Genomic DNA, 18,182 nt, shown 5'->3' with positions numbered 1-18,182 from the left:
TGCGCCTTGTCCGGGCACCATGTCGTCAGCGGGCAGACCCATTTGACGACGCGGCCGGTCTGCGCCAGCCGCCAGGCCGGATCGGTGCGCCGCGGCGAAAAGCGGTGGTCCTCGAAGACCGGCGCCACCCCGGCCACCGGCAAGCCGCCCGCGGCCAGCATCGCACAAGCAAGCGACGTGCCGCACCGCCCGAAACCCGCAACGAAGCCGATCACGCTTTCCCCTCCTTGAGGGCCACGGCGATCCTGTGCGATGGTCCTTAGTGGCCTTTGTTGTGGCCATGGACGACCGCCCGAACCGCGTGGACCGGAAAGCCGTTCTCCTTTGCCCATTGGGGGATGGTCTTCCCCGCTTTGCAGAGCTTCTGAACCGTATCAGTGGTGCGCTTTGATATTCACGCTGCGCTGTGATTTGCTCAACCTCTCCGTCGAATATACCCAAATCAGCACAAGTGTCAGTCCAGCACGGCACCGATGAACTTCGCAATTGGCTGCGCGCTCTCAGGGGCGAACGGAGTCAAGAGGAGTCCGCCCGCTTGGTCGGCCTGACGCGCTTTGCCGTGGCCAAATATGAGAACGGCCGGACTTCACCGAAGCCTTTCTGTCAGGGCAGGTTCGGAACGAGTTTGAGCTAGACAAGGTTGTCACGGGTCACCGGTTCCTGGATGAGTGCCACGAGACCGACGACGAGCTCGCCATGGTGCGCGCCTTCCGGGCAGTCGAACCCAGTAGGGTGCAGGCAGTTGTGGGTGTGTTGCTCAGGGAGAGCGGCGAAAGCACGACGACCAGAGCGAACCTCGGGAAAGGCCTTGGCGCAGACCTTCAGACCCTCGACAGTATTCATCGCTCGGGCGGTCACTTCGACAAGGGAACCACGGCTGAAGAACACCAGTGGGAAGCCCGCGCCTCAGAGCGCCGAACCCTGTGTTTCAGGCCCTGAGACCGGTTTGCCAATCGGTTGACCAAGGCCCCGCCGATTCAACAAAATCAATAGCTTAGCGAAGCCGCCCCGTGCAACCCAATGGGCCGGAATCCGCCAGCCTTAACCCCCTGAAAGCAAACGAAAACCACCGTGCACGGGGTTCGCCAATCGCCTTGCGCCACGTCCGGCGCAATTGGTCGCGCTTCAGCAAATCTTAACAAATCCCTAAAACGGATTCGCAACCCATTGGAATCCCTTGCGGCCAAAGCTGTCCCATCATGGGACACCCCCCGCTCACCAATGTGGCGGCCGGACGTTCGCCGCCGGCGCCTCGCCCGCCATCGCCTCGCGCTCGGCCTCCCGCTCCAGCAGCATCTGGGCCCGCCGCGACAGCGCCTCGATCTCGCGCGCCTGCCGGGCGAGCACGTCCGACAGGTCGTCCATCGCCCGCATCAGGTGCGCCACCTTTTCCTCCAGCGCCTCGACCCGGTCCATCGCCACCCCCGCTTGCCGCCCCGCCCCCCATCCGCTACAGCAAGCGCCGACCGATGCAAGGGGCCCAAGCCATGTCCGAAGGCAAAATCCGCCGTCCCCGGGCCGAAACGCCCAAGGGCTTCCGCGACTATTTCGGCGCCGAGGTGACCGAGCGGAAGGCGATGCTGGACGCCATCGCCGGGGTCTACCACCGCTACGGCTTTGACCCGCTGGAGACCTCGGCCGTGGAAACCGTCGAGGCGCTGGGCAAGTTCCTGCCCGACGTCGACCGCCCCAACGACGGCGTATTCGCCTGGCAGGACGAAGACGCCGACTGGCTGGCCCTGCGCTATGACCTGACGGCGCCTTTGGCGCGGGTGGCGGCGCAATACCGCAACGAATTGCCCAACCCCTACCGCCGCTACGCCATGGGCCCGGTCTGGCGCAACGAGAAGCCGGGGCCGGGGAGGTTCCGCCAGTTCTACCAGTGCGATGCCGATACGGTGGGGTCGGGGTCAGTCGCCGCCGACGCCGAAATCTGCGCCATGCTGGCGGATGCACTGGAAGAAGTCGGCATCCCCCGCGGCGACTACGTGGTGAAGGTGAACAACCGCAAGGTCTTGAACGGAGTGCTTGAATCCGTTGGATTCGGGCGCCGCTATGGTGATTCCGAAACCCAAATGCTCGCCAACAAATACGATGAGATCATGTTGAGGGAGCTAAAGTCCAAGGAAGATCAAATCCTTCGGACAATCGACAAATTCGACAAGGTCGGCATCAATGGGGTCATGCAACTCCTGACGGTCGGTCGAACGGATGAGTCAGGTGCGCGCATTGAAGGAGTGGGGCTCGCGCAACATGAAGCTGAACCGATTGCGTGGTTCCTGACTGCCAAAGGTGCAGACAACAACGAAACGATTCTAAGTCTTCGAAAGGCGGTTGGTGACTCCGCTTTCGGAAAGGCGGGCGTTGACGAGTTGGAACAGATGTCCAACCTGCTCGCTGCCCAAGGATACGGTGCAGACCGAATAGTTGTTGACCCTTCTGTCGTTCGTGGCCTCGGCTACTACACCGGCCCGGTCTTCGAGGCCGAACTGACCTTCCAGATCACCGACGAGAAGGGGCGGCCGCGCAATTTCGGCTCGGTGGCCGGGGGCGGGCGGTATGATGGGCTGGTCAAGCGGTTCACCGGGCAGGATGTGCCGGCGACCGGGGTTTCCATCGGGGTGGACCGGCTGCTCGCGGCTTTGCGGGCCAAGGGGCGGGTCGCTGGCTCCTCGGAGGGCCCGGTCGTGGTCACCGTGATGGATCGCGACCGGATGGCCGACTACATGGCCATGGTGGGCGAGTTGCGCTCTGCCGGCATCCGGGCCGAGGTCTATCTGGGTAACCCCAAGAACTTTGGCAACCAGCTCAAGTATGCCGACAAGCGCGGCTCTCCGGTGGCCGTCATCCAGGGTGGGAACGAGTCCGCTGCTGGCACTGTCATCCTCAAGGACCTGATCCTCGGCGCCCAGATCGCGCAGAACGCCACGCTCGAGGAATGGAAGGACCGCCCGGCGCAGCTGGAAGTGCCCCGGGCCGAACTGGTGGCCGCCGTGCGGAAGATGCTGGCGAAATGACCAAGGCCGCCATCCGGGCCGAGGCCGAGCGGCTGTTCGGCGCCTTCGTCGCCGCCGGCGCGGTGCCGGTCGAGGCTGACATCCTGCTGCCGGCCGAAACCCTGCTGGACCTTTACGGCGAGGATATCCGCGCCCGCGCCTACATTACCGCCGACCCGATGGCCGGCGAAATGATGCTGCGGCCAGATTTCACCGTGCCGGTGGTGCAAGGCCACATGACGAACGGCGCCGACCCGGCGCGCTATGCCTACATGGGCGAGGTCTTCCGCCGGCAGGAACATCTGGACGGCCGCGCGCGGGAATACCTGCAGGTGGGGTATGAGGTCTTCGACCGCGCAGCACCACAGGCGGATGCCGAGGTGTTCGCGCTGTTCCAGGGCCTGCTGGCCGACCTGAACCTGCGGTCTGCCACGGGGGATATCGGCATCCTGATGGCCGCGGTGAAGGGCCTGACCACGACCGACCGCCGCAAGCGCGCCCTGCTGCGCCACATATGGCGGCCGCAGCGGTTCCGCGCGCTGCTTGACCGCTTTGCCGGGCGGGCGCCCGTGCCTGCCGCAAGGGCGCAACTGTTGCAGCGGCTGGCGGCGGATGCGCCGCAGGCGCTGATCGCCGCCGCCGGGCCTCTGGTCGGCCTGCGGACGGCCGAGGATATCGCCGCGCGGGCCGAGGCGCTGCTGGAGGACGCCAAGGCGCCCCCCATCACAGCCCCCGAGGCGGCGCTTCTGTATGACCTGCTGACGCTGGAGGCGCCGTCGCGGGCGGCGCTGGCGCATCTGCGGGGCATCGCGCCGATGCTGCCCGCCATCGGCCCGGCGGTGGAAACCTTCGCGGCCCGGCTGGATGCGCTGGCGGCCCGGGGCGTGGACACGGGCGCGCTGCCGTTCGAGGCCAGCCATGGGCGTTCGACCCTGGAATACTACGACGGCTTCGTGTTCTCGCTGCTGGCACCGGATGCCGACCTGCCCCCCGTGGCCAGCGGCGGGCGGTATGACGCGCTGACCGCGGTGCTGGGGCAGGGGCGGTCGATCCCGGCGGTGGGCGGGATTGTCCGGCCCGCCCTGGTGGCACGGCTGCGGGGGGGCGCGTGATGCTCAAGATCGGCGTGCCGTCCAAGGGCCGGCTGATGGAAAAGACGTTTCAATGGTTCGGCGCGCGCGGGGTGACCATGCGCCAGACCGGGCAGGAGCGGGAATATTCCGGCGCCGTCGATGGCGTCGACGGGGTGGAACTGGTGCTGCTTTCGGCCGGGGAAATTCCGCGCGAACTGGCGGCGGGGCGGGTGCACCTTGGGGTGACCGGGTCGGACCTTGTGCGCGACAAGCTGGCCGACTGGGACCGGCAGGTGGCGGACTGGGCGCCGATGGGCTTTGGCCACGCCGATCTGGTGATCGCGGTGCCGGCAGCCTGGATCGACGTCGACACGCTGGACGATCTGGATGCCGCGGCGGCGGCGTTCCGGGCGGCGCACGGCCATCGGCTGCGGATCGCCACCAAGTATCACCGCCTGGTGCGAGAGTTCCTGACCGCGAACGGCGTGGCCGATTACGCGCTGGTCGACAGTCAGGGCGCGACCGAGGGCACGGTCAAGAACCTGACCGCCGAGGCGATTGCCGACATCACCTCGACCGGCGAGACGCTGAAGGCGAACCACCTCAAGGTGCTGTCGGACGGGCTTATCCACGCTTCGCAGGCGACGCTTTTCGCCGCCCGCGCCGCCGATTGGTCCGGCCCCTCGAAGGCTTCGCTTTCGGCGCTGGCGGCGCGGCTGGGGCTGCCGGTGCCGGCGGTTTCCGGCTGACCAGCGCGACGCCGACCGCCGCCAGCGCCATGCCGGCCCAGGTCAGCGGCGGCATCGCCTCGCCCAGCATGGGCCAGGCGAACAGCGCCGACAGCGCCGGCACCAGGTAGAACAGCGCCGAGACCCGCGCCACCTCGCCCGCGCGGATCATCGCCAGCAGAAGCGTCATCGCCAGCAGCGAATTGGCCAGCACCAGATAGGCCATCGACCAGGCAAAGCCCGGGGTCCAGTCGATGGCCGTATCCTCGGTCAGCAGTGCCAGCGGCACGCAGCAGGCGGCACCCACGGCATACTGGATCAGGTTCGAGGCCACCGGATGGTGCGACGAGCCGAAGCGTTTTTCATACAGCGTGCCCGCGGTGATGCCGACCAGCGCCAGCACCGTGCAGGTCACGCCAAAGGCGTTCTCGGCCTGCACCGCCGACCGGCCGAAGATCGCCAGCGCCGCGCCGGCGAGGCCAAGCACCAGCCCCAGCCAGCCGCGCGGGCCGACCCGCTCGCCCACCAGGCGGGGGGCGATCAGGGCAACGAGAATGGGTTGCAGGCAGACCACGATGGCCACGCCGCCGGCCGAGACGCCGGATTTGAAGGCGATGTAGCACAGGCCGAAATACATCACCTGGATCAGAAAGCCGACCACCGCGACGTCCAGAATGCCGCGGCGGCCGGGAAAGCGGGGGCGGACCACGGCGGCGACGGGGATCAGCAGGATCAGCACCAGGCTGTAGCGCAGCGCCAGCACGGTCAGCGGCTGGGCATGCTCGACCGCCAGCTTGGCCACGGCAAAGCCGGCCGACCACAGGATCAGAAAGATCGCCGGGGCGGCAAGCAGCCAGAAGGGGCGGGCGCGGGTCATGCGCCGTTTGTGGCGCGGCTGCGGGCGGAAGGGAAGCTATGCCCTGTGGGTCTGGCGGAAAAGACGGGGCCTACCGAAGCCCGATCTCGGCCAGGGCTCGGGCCAGGTCGGGGGGCAGCGGGTCGTCGGCGGCCCGGCCCGTTGGCAGGTCGCGCGGGGCCTCATTCGGGGCCAGGTAACGCCAGCCCTGGAAGGGCCGGCGCGGGGCGGCTTCGGTGCGGATGATCTCGGCATCCAGCACCAGCCCGCAGCGGGATATGCCGTCGCTGCCCTCGACCCGCTCAAGCCGCAGGATGCGCTGGCGGCACAGGATGACCCCCTTGATCACCCAGTAGAGCGAGCCGCCCGCCAGCACCTCGGCCTCGCGTTTCGGCCACATGCGCGTCACATGGACGGCGCGGCCTTTCGGCCAGCGGGGGCGCTGGCTTTCCTGCCAGTCGGACAGGTCCTCGACGCTGTCGGCGCCAACGCAGAGCTTGAGGATGTGGCTGATTCCCATCTGCCGAAGATAGCCGGTCGCGGGGCGGCGGCAAGATTGACATGGGGGGCAGGGGGCGTATCCTGTGGGGCCTGCCGCCCCCTGCCACAAGATCAAGGACTTCGCCCCATGTCGCGATTCTCGGCGCCAATTGCGGAAGCCATCTGGGACATGAAGTATCGCTTCAAGGAGGCCGACGGCACGCCCATCGACGGCAGCGTCGAGGACAGCTGGCGCCGGATCGCCCGCGCGCTGGCCGAGGTCGAGACCGACCCCGCCGCCTGGGAAGGCCCGTTCTACGAGGCGCTGGAAGGGTTCCGATTCCTGCCCGCCGGCCGCATCACGGCGGGTGCCGGCACCGGGCGGCAGGTGACCCTGTTCAACTGCTTTGTCATGGGCACCATCCCCGACACCATGGCCGGCATCTTCGAAAGCCTGAAGGAAGCCGCGCTGACCATGCAGCAGGGCGGCGGCATCGGCTATGACTTCAGCACGATCCGCCCGCGCGGCGCCCCGGTGGCGGGCGTTGCCGCCGATGCCAGCGGCCCGTTGTCGTTCATGGACGTCTGGGATGCCATGTGCCGCACCATCATGTCGGCCGGGTCACGCCGCGGCGCGATGATGGCGACCATGCGCTGCGACCACCCCGACATCGAGGCCTTCATCGAGGCCAAGAAAGACCCCGCCCGCCTGCGCATGTTCAACCTGTCGGTGCTGGTCACCGATGCCTTCATGGCCGCGGTCAAGGCCGACGGCCCGTGGGAGCTGCTGTTCGGCGGCAGGGTCTACCACACCGTGCAGGCCCGCGACCTGTGGAACCGGATCATGCGGTCGACCTACGACTACGCCGAGCCGGGGGTGATCTTCATCGACCGCATCAACGCAATGAACAACCTGGGCTACTGCGAGACCATCGCCGCCACCAACCCCTGCGGCGAGCAGCCCCTGCCGCCCTATGGCGCCTGCCTTCTGGGCAGCATCAACCTGCCGACGCTGGTCAAGGATGCCTTCGACGCCCATTCGTCCCTTGACATGGCGGCGCTTGACCGGCTGGTGCGGGTGGCGGTGCGGATGATGGACAACGTGGTGGATGCCAGCCGCTTTCCGCTGCCGCAGCAGGCGCAAGAGGCCGCGGCCAAGCGGCGGATCGGCCTTGGCGTCACCGGCCTTGCCGATGCCCTGCTGATGGTGGGCCTGCGCTACGGGTCGGACGAGGCGGCCAGGGTCACCGAGATCTGGATGCATGCCATCGCCCGCTCGGCCTATCTGGCCTCGGTCGATCTGGCCCGCGAGAAGGGGGCGTTTCCCCTGTTCGAGGCCGAGGGGTACCTCGCCAGCGGCACCATGCAGCAGATGGACGCCGAGGTGCGGGACGCCATCGCCAGACACGGCATCCGCAACGCCCTGTTGACCTCGGTCGCGCCGACCGGGACGATCTCGCTTTATGCCGGCAACGTCAGCTCCGGCATCGAGCCGGTCTTCGCCTATGCCTATACCCGCAAGGTGCTGCAAAAGGACGGCTCGCGCACCGAAGAGGAAGTGGTCGACTACGCCGTCCGCCTGTGGCGCGAGAAGAGGGGCGATGCGCCCCTGCCCGAGCATTTCGTCAACGCCCAGACCCTGCCGCCGCTGGACCATGTCCGCATGCAGGCGGCGGCGCAGAAATGGGTGGATTCCTCGATCTCGAAGACCATCAACTGCCCGGTGGACATCAGCTTTGACGATTTCAAAGAGGTCTACATGGCGGCCTGGGACCAGGGCTGCAAAGGCTGCACCACCTATCGGCCGAACGACGTGACCGGGTCGGTGCTGACCGTCAGCGAGGCCAGCGACAAGACCCCGGCCGAGGCGCCGCAAACCGCCCGCGGGGCCGAGGTGGTGTATCTCAGCGAACCATTGGACCGCCCCGCCGCGCTGGAAGGCCAGACCTACAAGGTGAAGTGGCCCGGCTCCGAGCACGCACTTTACATCACCATCAACGACATCGTCATCGCCGGCCACCGCCGCCCGTTCGAGGTGTTCATCAACTCCAAGAACATGGAGCATTTCGCCTGGACGGTGGCGCTGACCCGGATGATCTCGGCGGTGTTCCGGCGCGGCGGCGATATCTCCTTCGTGGTCGAGGAGTTGAAGGCCGTCTTCGACCCCCGCGGCGGGGCCTGGATGGAGGGCAAGTACATTCCCTCGATCCTGGCCGCCATCGGCGGCGTGATTGAGCGCCACCTGATCGAGATCGGCTTCATCGAGGGCGAGGGGCTGGGCCTGAAATCCGACCCCAAGGCCGAACTGATGGTGGTCGGCGAAGCCCCCCGCGGCGCCGCCTGCCCGGCCTGCGGCAGCTACGACCTGCGGATGATCGAAGGCTGCCTGACCTGCGGCAGCTGCGGCCATTCCAAGTGCGGGTGAACGGGCGTTCGGGCTGTTCTCAGTGCTCGGATGAATTGTCCATAGTGCTGACGGTATGTCCAAAAGCGGACTTCGACGGACCAGGACGGGGCCCGTCGCCTTTTTCGGGGACCAGTTCAGGCAATGCAAGACTAGCTCACGTAGTCGGACCGGAGAGATGGCGGCGGAGGGCCGAGGATAAGGCATATCAAGTCGGATATCCTTGCAGATAATCCACGCTATCCGGCGGATTTGGACACCCCCCACCCGCTTCCCGCGCCAAAACTGGAAATCTGGACAAGAAGAGATCATGGCGTCATTCATCTTCGTCGCGAAAGGTGATGAAGCTACCAGCCTGCAACGCAGGGAGGCGGCTGGCGAGGTCATCCAGCTCATCCCTGGCGATACGACCTGAGGGACCGCTTCATTTCAGGAGGTCGCGAAACAACTTTCAGCAACTTTTTTTCATGATCAGAAGAAGCTGAATCCCTTTCTCGCCTCTGACTAGGGCGCCCTTCACCGGATGCGATCGGTCACTCAAATACCGCAACGATCCGGTGAAGGCCGTAGTTGCTCAGGGCTGACGGTTGCGTTCCAACGCGATCATCTCGATGAGGTTTTCCACGCCGAATGGGGAGAACGCGAGGACCTCGACATCTGCGGTGCCGTAGACCCAGATGCCGCCGTCTTCGGGTTCCATGCCGATGGCGAGATCATGGAGGTGATCGACGGTCTCTCCGAGTTCTGCCGCGATGCGGTCGATGGTCTTGACGGCATGGACCTTGTTCAACTGCATGCTCAGGCGGCCTGATCCATGTGCTGCGCCTTCCAGTTCCAGGGCAGAAGGTCCGGCAGGCGGGACAGTGGCATGTCCGGCAGCCTGCCAAAAACATCGGCAAGCCAGGCTTGGGGGTCGACGTCGTTCATCTTGGCGGTGACGATCAGGGAATACAGGAAGGCGGCGCGCTCGCCGCCGCGGGGCGAACCGGCGAAGAGCCAGGCATTGCAGCCGAGGGTGATGCCGCGCAGGGCGCGTTCGGCGGCATTGTTCGTCAGGCAGATGCGGCCATCGTCGAGGAAGCGGGTGAAAGCGTCCCAGCGGCCGTCCTCCTCGAACATGTAGTTGATGGCCCAGGCGACGGGGTTGTGCTTCGACATCCGCGCGTGCTCGGCCCGCATCCAGTCATGCAGTTCACTGAGCATCGGGCGTACCACCCGCTGACGGGCGTCATGCCGGTCTGATCGGCGGCACCGGAACCGGCAAGGCCCGCCTCGCCATCGCCATTGCCCGTGCGCTCATCCGCAACGGCACCCGTGGCCGCTTCTACAACGTCGTCGATCTGGTGAACCGGCTCGAGACCGAGACGCGCGGCGGCAAACAAGGGCGGCTGGCCGACTGCATGACCCGCCTCGACTTCGTCATCCTCGATGAATTGGGCTGTCTGCCCTTCGCCCAATCCGGCGGACAGCTCCTCTTCCACCTGATCAGCCGCCTCTACGAACGCACCTCGATCATCGTCACCACCAACCTTGCCTTCGGCGAATGGTCGACGGTCTTCGGTGATGAAAAGATGACCTATGCCGACCTTGAAGCGGCTGTCGCGCTTCTTCTGCGGGTGTTCCCCGTGGAGGGAAGGGCGATGGCTGCTGCAGTGCCGATTTTGCCCCCGCTTGCGCAGGTGAGCGCGGCCACGCCCGCCGGCGCTGCACCAGCCATCGACCCGGACGTGCGTTTCAGGCGCGGCCCCGGCGGCGCCGTCCGCCGTGTCGGGGCCGCGGTCTTTCTGTGGCGACCGGGCGAGGCGATGCTGTGGCATCTGAGCCCGGTCGCCCAGACGATCTGGACGCTGCTTTCTCGGGCGGCCTCGGCTGCGGGTACCGCCCGGACGTTGGCAGCGGTCTATCCCCAGGAAGACCAGACACGGCTGTTGCAGGATGCCAGCGCCCTGCTGGCAGAGCTTTGGGCCGCAGAGCCTGTTGTCCCGGCCCGTTGACTGCAGTGCATTGCCCTGGACGGCAGCTGGCAGGATCTGGTTGGGCCGAAAGGCGAAGAGCACTTGCCCGGCGTCTCCGCGCCAAAGCATGCGCAGCACGTCCGGCCCTTGGGCATCTCCGACGGGCGTTCTATCCCACCGCGTTGGCGCCTCGGTTGGCGGTCTGCAGTTCGACCGCCAGAAGTTCGGTTTCCGCGGCGCGCGACCGCGCGAACCCGGCCAGCAGCAGATAGGCGACGGGCGTGACATAGAGCGTCGCCAGCGTCGCCAGGCCCAGACCGCCGACGATGATCCAGCCCAGCACCTCGCGCGCCTCGGCCCCGGCGCCCTGCGCCAGCACCAGGGGCAGCCCGCCCAGCACGGTAGCGACCATGGTCATCATCACCGGCCGCAGCCGGACCGTCGCCGCCTGTTCGATCGCTTGCCGCACCGTGGCCCCGCGTTCGCGCAACTGATCGGCGAATTCCACGATCAGGATACCGTTCTTGGCCATGATGCCCACCAGGAGAACCAGCCCGATCTGCGAGTAGACGTTCAGGCTGCCCCCCGTCAGCAGCAACGCGAACACCGCGCAGGCCAGCCCCAGCGGCACCGTCGCCATCACGATCACCGCCGAGACGAAGCTTTCGAACTGCGCCGCCAGCACCAGGAACACCACCGCCAGCGCGATGCCGAAGGTCACCAGCATCCCCGACGAGGTCTCGCCCAGCGTCGCCGCCTCGGCCAAGGGCACGATGCGCATGTCGGCGCCCAACAGATCGCCCGACAGCGCCTGCACCTCGGCCAGCGCCGCGCCCAGCGCCAGCTCGGGCGTGAGCCCGGCGGTGATCGGCACCGACCGCATCTGCGCCTCGCGCCCCAGTTCCGGCGCCACCGCGCGTTCCGTCAGCGTCACGAAGGTCGAGATCGGCACCATCCGCCCGTCGCGCGACGGCACGAAGATGCGTTCCAGATCGCCCGGGTCATTCACCGGGTCCGAGGTCGACACCAGCCGGATGTCGAAACTGTCGTCATCCAGGAACAGCGTGCCCACGGTGCGCCCGTCCAGCACCGCCTGCAAGGCCTCGCCCAGACCGTCGATCTGCACGCCCAGGTCTTCCGCGCGGGTCCGGTCGATCTCGACGAACAGCTGCGGCTGGGTGGTGTCATAGCCCAGCCGCACCTGGCCAAAGCCTGGGTTCTCTTCCATCCGGGCAACCAGCGCGCGCGCCGCCGTGGCCAGAGTGGCATAATCATCGCCCACCAGCGCGAACGACAGCCCCTGCCCCGCCCCGCGGATGCCCAGCGAATTCGGCTGGATGGCAAAGGTCCGCACGCCAATCACCCCACGCAGGGCGCCGGTCAGCTCGGCCGCGATGTCCTGCTGGCTGCGGCTGCGCGCAGCCCAGTCGGCCAGCGTGACAACGACAAAGCCGCGGCTGTCCTGCCCGCCCATGCCGGCAATGGCGAAAACACTTTTCACCTCGCCGCTTTCGCGCAGCGGTTCGACCAGCGCCTCGATCTCGCGCATCTTGCCGTCGGTGTAATCCAGCGACACCCCCTGCGGCGCCTGCACCGACAGCAGGATCACCGCCCGATCCTCGGCCGGGGTCAGTTCCTGGCGCAGCGACGCGGCACTGGCCACCGCCAAGGCCGCGAACAGCACCGCCCCCGCGACCGACACCAAGGGCGCATTGAGGCACAACCGCAGGGTGGCGGCATAGACGCGGGCCAGCGCCTCGCCGGCCTTGCTGACGATGCCCCGCCGGTCCTCATGCGGGCGCAGCATCCGCGCGGCCAGCACCGGGCACAGCGTCAGCGCGGTGATCGACGACAGCAGCACCGCGATGGCCAGGGTAAAGCCGAACTCGCGGAACAGCCCGCCGGTCTGGCCGGGCAGGAAGGACAGCGGGATGAACACCGCAGCCAGGGTGGTGGTGGTCGCCAGCACGGCAAAGAACACCTGCTCGGTCCCCAGCACCGCCGCCGCCCGTGCGCCCATCCCTTCCGACCGGCGGCGGACGATGTTTTCCAGGACCACGATGGCATCGTCGACCACGATCCCGGTCGCCAGCACCAGCGCCAGCAGCGTCAGGATGTTGATGGAAAAGCCGACCAGCCAGATCGCCGCCAGCGTGCCCACCAGCGCCACCGGAATGGCAATGACCGGGATCAGCGTCGCCCGCGCATCGCGCAGGAACAGGTAGATCACCGCCGTCACCACCAGCACCGACAGCACCAGCGCCACTTCGACCTCGTGGATCGCGCCTTCGATGAAATCGGCGCTGTCCGAGGTGACGAACATCCGCACATCGGGCGGCAGCAGCGGTTGCAGGTCGGCCACCACCTGCCGCACCGCCTGCGAGATTGCCAGCGAATTGCCGTTGGCCTGCCGGATGATGCCCAGGCCAATTCCCGTCTCGCCATTGGCCCGCAGAACAGATGCGCCGGGCTCTGGCCCCAGCGTGACCTGCGCCACGTCGCCCAGCCGCACGTCGCCGGCAATGGTCAGCGCCTCGATCTGCGGCGCGGTGCGGATCGCGGCGGTGGTGCGCACCATCAGGCTTTGCCGGTCCGAACTCAGCGCCCCCGCTGGCGCGTCAAAGGCCGCGTCGCCCAGGACGGCGCGCAGGTTCGCCAGCGTCAGCCCCCGCGCTGCCAGTTGCATCAGGTCGACATCCACCCGGAAGGCAAGGTCGCGGTCGCCAAAGATCTGCAGGTCGGCCACCCCGGGCGCCGCCAGCAGCCGCGTTTCCGCCAGATCATGCACCAGCGTCGTCAACTCATCCGCACTGCGGCGGGCCGAGGTGACGGCGATCCGCAGGATCGCATCACTGTCGGCGTCCGACTTCACCACGCGGGGGTCTTCCGCCTCATCTGGCAGGCTGTTGGTCACCCGGGCCACGGCGTCGCGCAGATCGGTTGCGGCCACGTCCAGATCGACATCGTCGCGAAACTCGACCGTCACCCGGCTGGACCCGAACCGCGAAGACGAGGAAATCGTCTTCACCCCGGCGATGCGGCTGGCGGCCCCTTCGATGACCGCCGTCACCTCGCGGTCGATGGTTTCAGGCGCCGCCCCGGGATAGGCGGTCGAGACCGAAACCACCGGCCGGTCCACATCGGGCAGTTCGCGCACATCGGCGCCCATCAGGCCGGCCAGCCCGGCGATCACGATCAGCGCGTTCAGCACAAAGGCCAGGATCGGCCGCCGCACGAACAGCGCGGTGCCGTGCCCGCCCTGAACCGGGGCGGAGACTTCGGGCGTGTCGGGTTGCGGCCGCATCGCTCAGCTCCGCGGCGGCGCGACAGAGACTTCGGCGCCCGGGCGCAGCGCCTGGACCCCTTCGGTCACCACCAGATCGCCCGCCTCAAGCGCTGCCTCGACCAGCACCGCATCGGCATTGCGCTGCAGGATGCGGATCGGCAGCCGCACCGCCTTGCCCTGCCGCACGATCCAGACAAAGGCCCCCTCGGCCCCCCACTGGATCGCCAGCGGGTCGACCGCGGGATACTCCGCCCCGGTGAAGGCCAGCTCGATCCGGAACGCCATGCCCGCGCGCAGGCTGTCGTCGGCATTGCCGATGGTGGCCTGCACGCGCAGGGTGCGGCTGGTCTCGTCCACCCGGTTGTCCACTGCGACGATGCGGCCCTCGATGGCCTGCCCGGGGGTCGAGATCGGCGCGGCCGCCACCATGTCGCCCGGCGCCACCCTGGCTGCCACCCGCTCGGGCACCCGGAAATCGACGATCAGGCTTGAGCGGTCCTCGATCCGGGTGATCGTGGTGGTCGGCGTGACCAGATCGCCGGTCTGCGGCTCGATCAACCCGACGTAGCCGGCGATGGGCGCGGTCAGCCGATGGTCGGTCAGGTCGCGCTCGGCCGATTGCAGCGCCAGGTCTGCCGTCCGCAGCGCCAGTTCCGCATCCTGCCGCTGCAGGCTGGTCGTGGCACCCGACTGCGCCAGCTGGTCCAGCCGGTCCAGCGTCTTTTGCGCGTCTTCCAGCACCAGCCGGGCGCGCTCGACCATCAAAAGCGCCGCCTCGGCATCCAGTTCGGCGATCACGTCGCCCGCCGCGACCCGCTGGCCCGGCGCCACCGTCAGGGCCGTCAGCCGCCCGGTGACCCCGAACGACAGATCAACCGACTGCACCCCTCGGGCCGATCCGATGGCGGCCACCACGTCGCGCAGAACCTGGTGGCGGACCTCGCCCGCAACCACCATCGCCCCCGGGCCGCCGCCCTTGGCCTGGCCGTCTGGTCCTGCCGCTGCCTTGGCGGGAACGACGCCCAACGAGGCCAACGGTTGCAGAAGGCCGATCCGGTCAAGCCAGGGCCGTGTTCCCGGCACGAACCGGGCCGAAAGCGGGATGGCCGCCGCGCCGACAAGCGCGATCACCAGAATCTGGGGAATGAGCCTCATCCGGATTGCCTGCCCTCTCATTTCCCGCCGAGACCTGTCCGGCCGTGCGCCTGTTGCCAGAGAAAGTACCGGAACGCGTCAGGCACACAGGTTACCACTTTGCATGTTAGGCCAGGCAGGACAAAGGGGAAGCGGTCTCTCCGACTGTTGAACAGAGCTTCGATACTCCAGCGCGGCCTGCAAAGACCATGCCGACCACCGAGCCGTCACGTCGGATCCGGGGGCGGGGGCGCCTCAGGCTGCGAGGATTGCCCACAGGAACCGCAGGCAGACCGCCAGCAGGAAAAGGCCAAAGGCGGTTTCAAGGTGTTTGCGGGATAGCCGGTGCGCCAGGGCAACGCCAAAGCGCGTGGTCAGGATCGAGGTCGGGATGGTCAACAGGAAGGTTGCGACTGACACGAAGCCGATCGCGTCGGGCGGCAGGTCGGGCCGCCCAAGACCGGCGATCATGTAGCCCAGCGTTCCGGGCACGGCGATCAGCACGCCGACCCCGGCCGAGGTCGACACGGCGCGGTGGATCGGCACGTTGTGCAGCGTCAGGATCAGGTTCGACACCGCCCCGCCGCCGATGCCCATCAGCGCCGACACCAGCCCGACGCCGGCGCCATAGGCCCGCAGCGCGGTCTTGCCCGGCAGGCTGTCGCGCAGCCGCCAGCCTGACCCGCCGGACAGCAGCTTGGCGGCGTTGATGGCGGCCACCACGACGAAGACGATCTGGAAGACCTGGGGTGGCGCAAAGCGGGCGACGGCAGAGCCAAGGGCCACCCCCGCCAGCACCGGAAGGGCCCAGAGCCGCAGCAGGCCCATGTCGACCGTCCCGCGCTTGAAGTGCCCGCGCGAGGACTGGATCGAGGTCGGGATGATGACCGCCAGCGAGGTGCCCACCGCCAGCGGCATCGCCACGTCGGGCGCGTGGCCAAGGGTCTGGAACACCTGATAGAACACCGGAACCGAGATGGCCCCGCCGCCAATGCCGAAAAGGCCGGCGAGAAAGCCGATCAGCGCGCCGGCAAGGGTCAGCGCTGCGATCAGCGGCAGCAGGGTGGCGGGGTCGAGAAGGCTCATCAGCCAGTGGCGGTCAGGCGGGTCAGGCTGGCGCCATCGAACCGGCCAAGGCCGGCGTCCAGCGCGGCCTGCAGCCGGGGGGCGGCGGCGCGGGCAAGCGTCAGCTGCGCACCTTCGGCTTCGGCCAGCGTCAGGGCCAGCCTGAGGTCTTTCATCAGCCCGGCGATGTCGAAGGTACCCGGCTGATCGGTGCCGTTCAGCGTGTCGACCACCACCTGCGCGCGGGTCTTCAGCACGGTCGGTCCGGCGGAGCTGTCGGCGATCAGGCTGACGGCCAGATCATGCGGCACGCCGGCCCCGCGCAACAGCGCCAGGCTTTCGCCCAGCGTCTGCCAATAGGTCGCCAGCGGCAGGTTGATCGCCAGTTTCATCCGCGCCGCCGCCCCGGCCGAGCCCAGATGCGCAACCCGGCGGCAGAGATGGTTCAGCACCGGCAGCGCGCGGTCGAAGGCCGCCGCATCGCCGCCGGCCAGGCCGAGGAGCTGCCCCTTCAGCGCCGGGGCCACCGTGCCGCCCACCGGGCAGTGCAGGAATTCCGCCCCCGCCGCCGCGGCGCGCGCGGCCAGCGCGTCGGCCTCGGCCGGCAGAAGGGTGGTCATCTCGACCACCAGCCGCCCGGCAATTCCGGCGGCGGCCAGTTGGTCCAGCACCGCGCCCGAGGCGGCGGCATCGGTCAGCGACAGCAGGATCGTGGGGCAGGCCGCAAGCCCGGCCATATCGGTTGCCACCGCCCCGGCTTCGACCGCCGCCGCCAGCCGGAAAGGGCTGCGGTTCCAGACGCGGACGACGTGGCCGGTCTCGATCAGGCGGCGGGCGAAGGCGGTGCCCATCCGGCCGGTGCCGGCGATGCCGATGTCTTGCGTCATGTTCCTGACTCCTGTCCCAGGCCAAGGATGTCGAGCGTGGTCTCGCCTTGCCGCAAACGATGCATCATCGCGGCTTCCCGTGCCGCCCGCGCCGTGGCGGCGGCAAGGGCGGCGGGCAGGTCAGCCGCGGCAAGGGATACGATGGCATCGGCATCGGCAAGCATGATGTCGCCCGTGGCAATGACCACGCCGCCCAAGGTGACCGGGCCGCCGATCTGCCCGCGGTCATGCTTGACGGTGCCGCGGATGTTCACGCCGCGGGCAAAGACCGGGAACCCCAGCGCGGCGATCTGTGCGCCGTCGCGCACCGCGCCGTCGATCACCAGCCCGGCGATGCCCCGCATCTGGCAGGCCAGGGCCATGATTTCTCCGAATGGGCCGCTGTCGAGGCTGCCGCCATAATCGGCCACCAGCACCTGGCCCGGCCGCGCTGCCGCGATGGCCAGGTGCAGCGCCAGATTGTCGCCGGGGCGGCAGCGCAGGGTCAGCGCGGGGCCGGCCAGCGCCATGCCGGGCGCCAGCGGCCGCAGCGGCGCGTCGACGATCCGGGTGGCCGGCCAGGCCTCGGCCAGGGTGGCCGTGCCAAGCGGCAGAAGGTCGGTCGCGGTCACGCGGCCTTGGCCCCGATGCGGACCTGCATCGGCTGCAACCCGTCGACCTGGCAATCCAGCACGTCGCCGGTGACCACCGCGCCCACGCCGGCGGGCGTGCCGGTCATGATGATGTCGCCCGGGCAAAGCCGGTGCTGTTCCGACAGCTTGGCGATGATCTCGTCGATCTTCCAGATCATCAGCGAGATGTCGGCATCCTGCCTGACCTGCCCGTTCACCGAGAACCGCACATGCCCGGTCTTGAGGATTCCGCAATCCTCGACCCGGGTGATCGGGCCGACGGGGGCAGAGTGGTCAAAGCCCTTGGTCACCTCCCACGGCAGGCCCTTGGCAAGGGCGGCGGCCTGATGGTCGCGGCGGGTCATGTCCAGCCCGACGGCGTAACCGAAGATGTGCGACGAGGCTTCGGATTGCGGGATGTTGTAGCCGCCGGACTTGAGCGCCACCACCAGTTCGCATTCGTAATGGAAGTTGGTGGTGAACACCGGATAGGGGATCTCGCCGCCGTTCCGCACGATGGCATCGTTGGGCTTCATGAAGATCACCGGCGGGTCGCGCTGATCGGCGTTCATCTCGATGATGTGGGCCACGTAGTTCTTGCCGATGCAGTAGATGCGGCGGACCGGGAATTTCTCATCCGTGCCGACAATGTCCAGATGGGCTTGCGCCGCGGGGGGGAAGGCAAAGGCCGGCATCGCATACTCCTG

Annotated in this window: 14 protein-coding genes and 3 pseudogenes; 5 read left to right on the top strand and 12 right to left on the bottom strand. The window is 68.0% G+C overall.

What is annotated here, in order from left to right:
- Positions 1–215 (bottom strand): hypothetical protein (locus LHP98_RS10720; RefSeq protein WP_227252526.1); only part of this gene is annotated, 215 nt, incomplete at its 3' end.
- A 1,000-nt stretch (positions 216–1,215) separates the two neighbouring features.
- On the bottom strand, positions 1,216–1,416 hold the full coding sequence (locus LHP98_RS10715; RefSeq protein ID WP_227252525.1) for a SlyX family protein: 201 nt from the start codon (positions 1,414–1,416) through the stop codon (positions 1,216–1,218).
- Between the two features lie 71 nt (positions 1,417–1,487).
- Between LHP98_RS10715 and hisS the strand changes: the two genes are divergently transcribed.
- The 3 genes from hisS to hisG are packed head-to-tail and all read left to right on the top strand — an operon-like array spanning position 1,488 to position 4,818.
- Positions 1,488–3,017, top strand: coding sequence for a histidine--tRNA ligase (gene hisS, locus LHP98_RS10710; protein WP_227252524.1), 1,530 nt, complete (start codon positions 1,488–1,490; stop codon positions 3,015–3,017).
- On the top strand, positions 3,014–4,108 hold the full coding sequence (locus LHP98_RS10705; protein ID WP_227252523.1) for an ATP phosphoribosyltransferase regulatory subunit: 1,095 nt from the start codon (positions 3,014–3,016) through the stop codon (positions 4,106–4,108). Before hisS ends, LHP98_RS10705 begins: the two co-directional genes overlap by 4 nt.
- Positions 4,105–4,818, top strand: coding sequence for an ATP phosphoribosyltransferase (gene hisG / locus LHP98_RS10700; RefSeq protein WP_227252522.1), 714 nt, complete (start codon positions 4,105–4,107; stop codon positions 4,816–4,818). The genes LHP98_RS10705 and hisG overlap by 4 nt, the downstream gene beginning before the upstream one ends.
- A gap of 55 nt (positions 4,819–4,873) precedes the next feature.
- On the opposite strand, the pseudogene LHP98_RS10695 reads toward hisG, so the two are convergent.
- Both LHP98_RS10695 and LHP98_RS10690 read right to left on the bottom strand, forming a co-directional pair.
- Positions 4,874–5,674 (bottom strand): annotated as a pseudogene (locus LHP98_RS10695) (DMT family transporter); the annotation flags it as partial.
- Positions 5,675–5,744: 70 nt separating this feature from the next.
- A complete protein-coding gene (locus LHP98_RS10690) occupies positions 5,745–6,173 on the bottom strand; it encodes a DUF1489 family protein (RefSeq protein WP_227252521.1) in 429 nt (142 codons plus the stop codon).
- Positions 6,174–6,281: 108 nt separating this feature from the next.
- On the opposite strand from LHP98_RS10690, the gene LHP98_RS10685 reads away from it, so the two are divergent.
- The gene (locus LHP98_RS10685) at positions 6,282–8,558 is read left to right on the top strand and encodes an adenosylcobalamin-dependent ribonucleoside-diphosphate reductase (protein WP_227252520.1); all 2,277 of its coding nucleotides are present in this window, start codon (positions 6,282–6,284) and stop codon (positions 8,556–8,558) included.
- Between the two features lie 553 nt (positions 8,559–9,111).
- Here the strand turns inward: LHP98_RS10685 and LHP98_RS10680 are convergent.
- Positions 9,112–9,333 carry a hypothetical protein gene (locus tag LHP98_RS10680; protein ID WP_227252519.1) on the bottom strand — a complete coding sequence of 74 codons (222 nt, stop codon included), beginning with the start codon at positions 9,331–9,333 and terminating at the stop codon, positions 9,112–9,114.
- A 2-nt stretch (positions 9,334–9,335) separates the two neighbouring features.
- A pseudogene (locus LHP98_RS10675) lies at positions 9,336–9,776 on the bottom strand (IS66 family transposase); the annotation flags it as partial.
- On the opposite strand from LHP98_RS10675, the pseudogene LHP98_RS10670 reads away from it, so the two are divergent.
- Positions 9,773–10,129, top strand: a pseudogene (locus LHP98_RS10670) (ATP-binding protein); the annotation flags it as partial. The pseudogenes LHP98_RS10675 and LHP98_RS10670 sit on opposite strands and share 4 nt — an antisense overlap.
- A gap of 532 nt (positions 10,130–10,661) precedes the next feature.
- Here LHP98_RS10670 and LHP98_RS10665 read toward each other — a convergent pair.
- The 6 genes from LHP98_RS10665 to LHP98_RS10640 form a co-directional block, all read right to left on the bottom strand.
- Entirely contained in the window at positions 10,662–13,796 is a 3,135-nt protein-coding gene (locus LHP98_RS10665; protein WP_227252518.1) for an efflux RND transporter permease subunit, read from the bottom strand.
- 3 nt (positions 13,797–13,799) lie between these two features.
- The gene (locus LHP98_RS10660) at positions 13,800–14,933 is read right to left on the bottom strand and encodes an efflux RND transporter periplasmic adaptor subunit (protein WP_227252517.1); all 1,134 of its coding nucleotides are present in this window, start codon (positions 14,931–14,933) and stop codon (positions 13,800–13,802) included.
- A 234-nt stretch (positions 14,934–15,167) separates the two neighbouring features.
- On the bottom strand, positions 15,168–15,998 hold the full coding sequence (locus tag LHP98_RS10655) for a sulfite exporter TauE/SafE family protein (protein ID WP_227252516.1): 831 nt from the start codon (positions 15,996–15,998) through the stop codon (positions 15,168–15,170).
- Positions 15,998–16,864, bottom strand: a complete 867-nt coding sequence (locus LHP98_RS10650) for an NAD(P)-dependent oxidoreductase (protein WP_227252515.1) — start codon at positions 16,862–16,864, stop codon at positions 15,998–16,000. The genes LHP98_RS10655 and LHP98_RS10650 overlap by 1 nt, the downstream gene beginning before the upstream one ends.
- Positions 16,861–17,475 (bottom strand): RraA family protein, encoded by a 615-nt coding sequence (locus LHP98_RS10645; protein ID WP_227252514.1) that lies wholly within the window; start codon positions 17,473–17,475, stop codon positions 16,861–16,863. Before LHP98_RS10645 ends, LHP98_RS10650 begins: the two co-directional genes overlap by 4 nt.
- Complete coding sequence (locus tag LHP98_RS10640) at positions 17,472–18,170, bottom strand: fumarylacetoacetate hydrolase family protein (protein ID WP_227252513.1); 699 nt, start codon at positions 18,168–18,170, stop codon at positions 17,472–17,474. Before LHP98_RS10640 ends, LHP98_RS10645 begins: the two co-directional genes overlap by 4 nt.
- Positions 18,171–18,182 lie beyond the last annotated feature (12 nt).

It is taken from the genome of Rhodobacter sp. Har01 (genome assembly GCF_020564565.1).
GTDB lineage: Bacteria > Pseudomonadota > Alphaproteobacteria > Rhodobacterales > Rhodobacteraceae > Pseudogemmobacter.
This window is presented reverse-complemented; position numbering and strand designations above follow the sequence as displayed.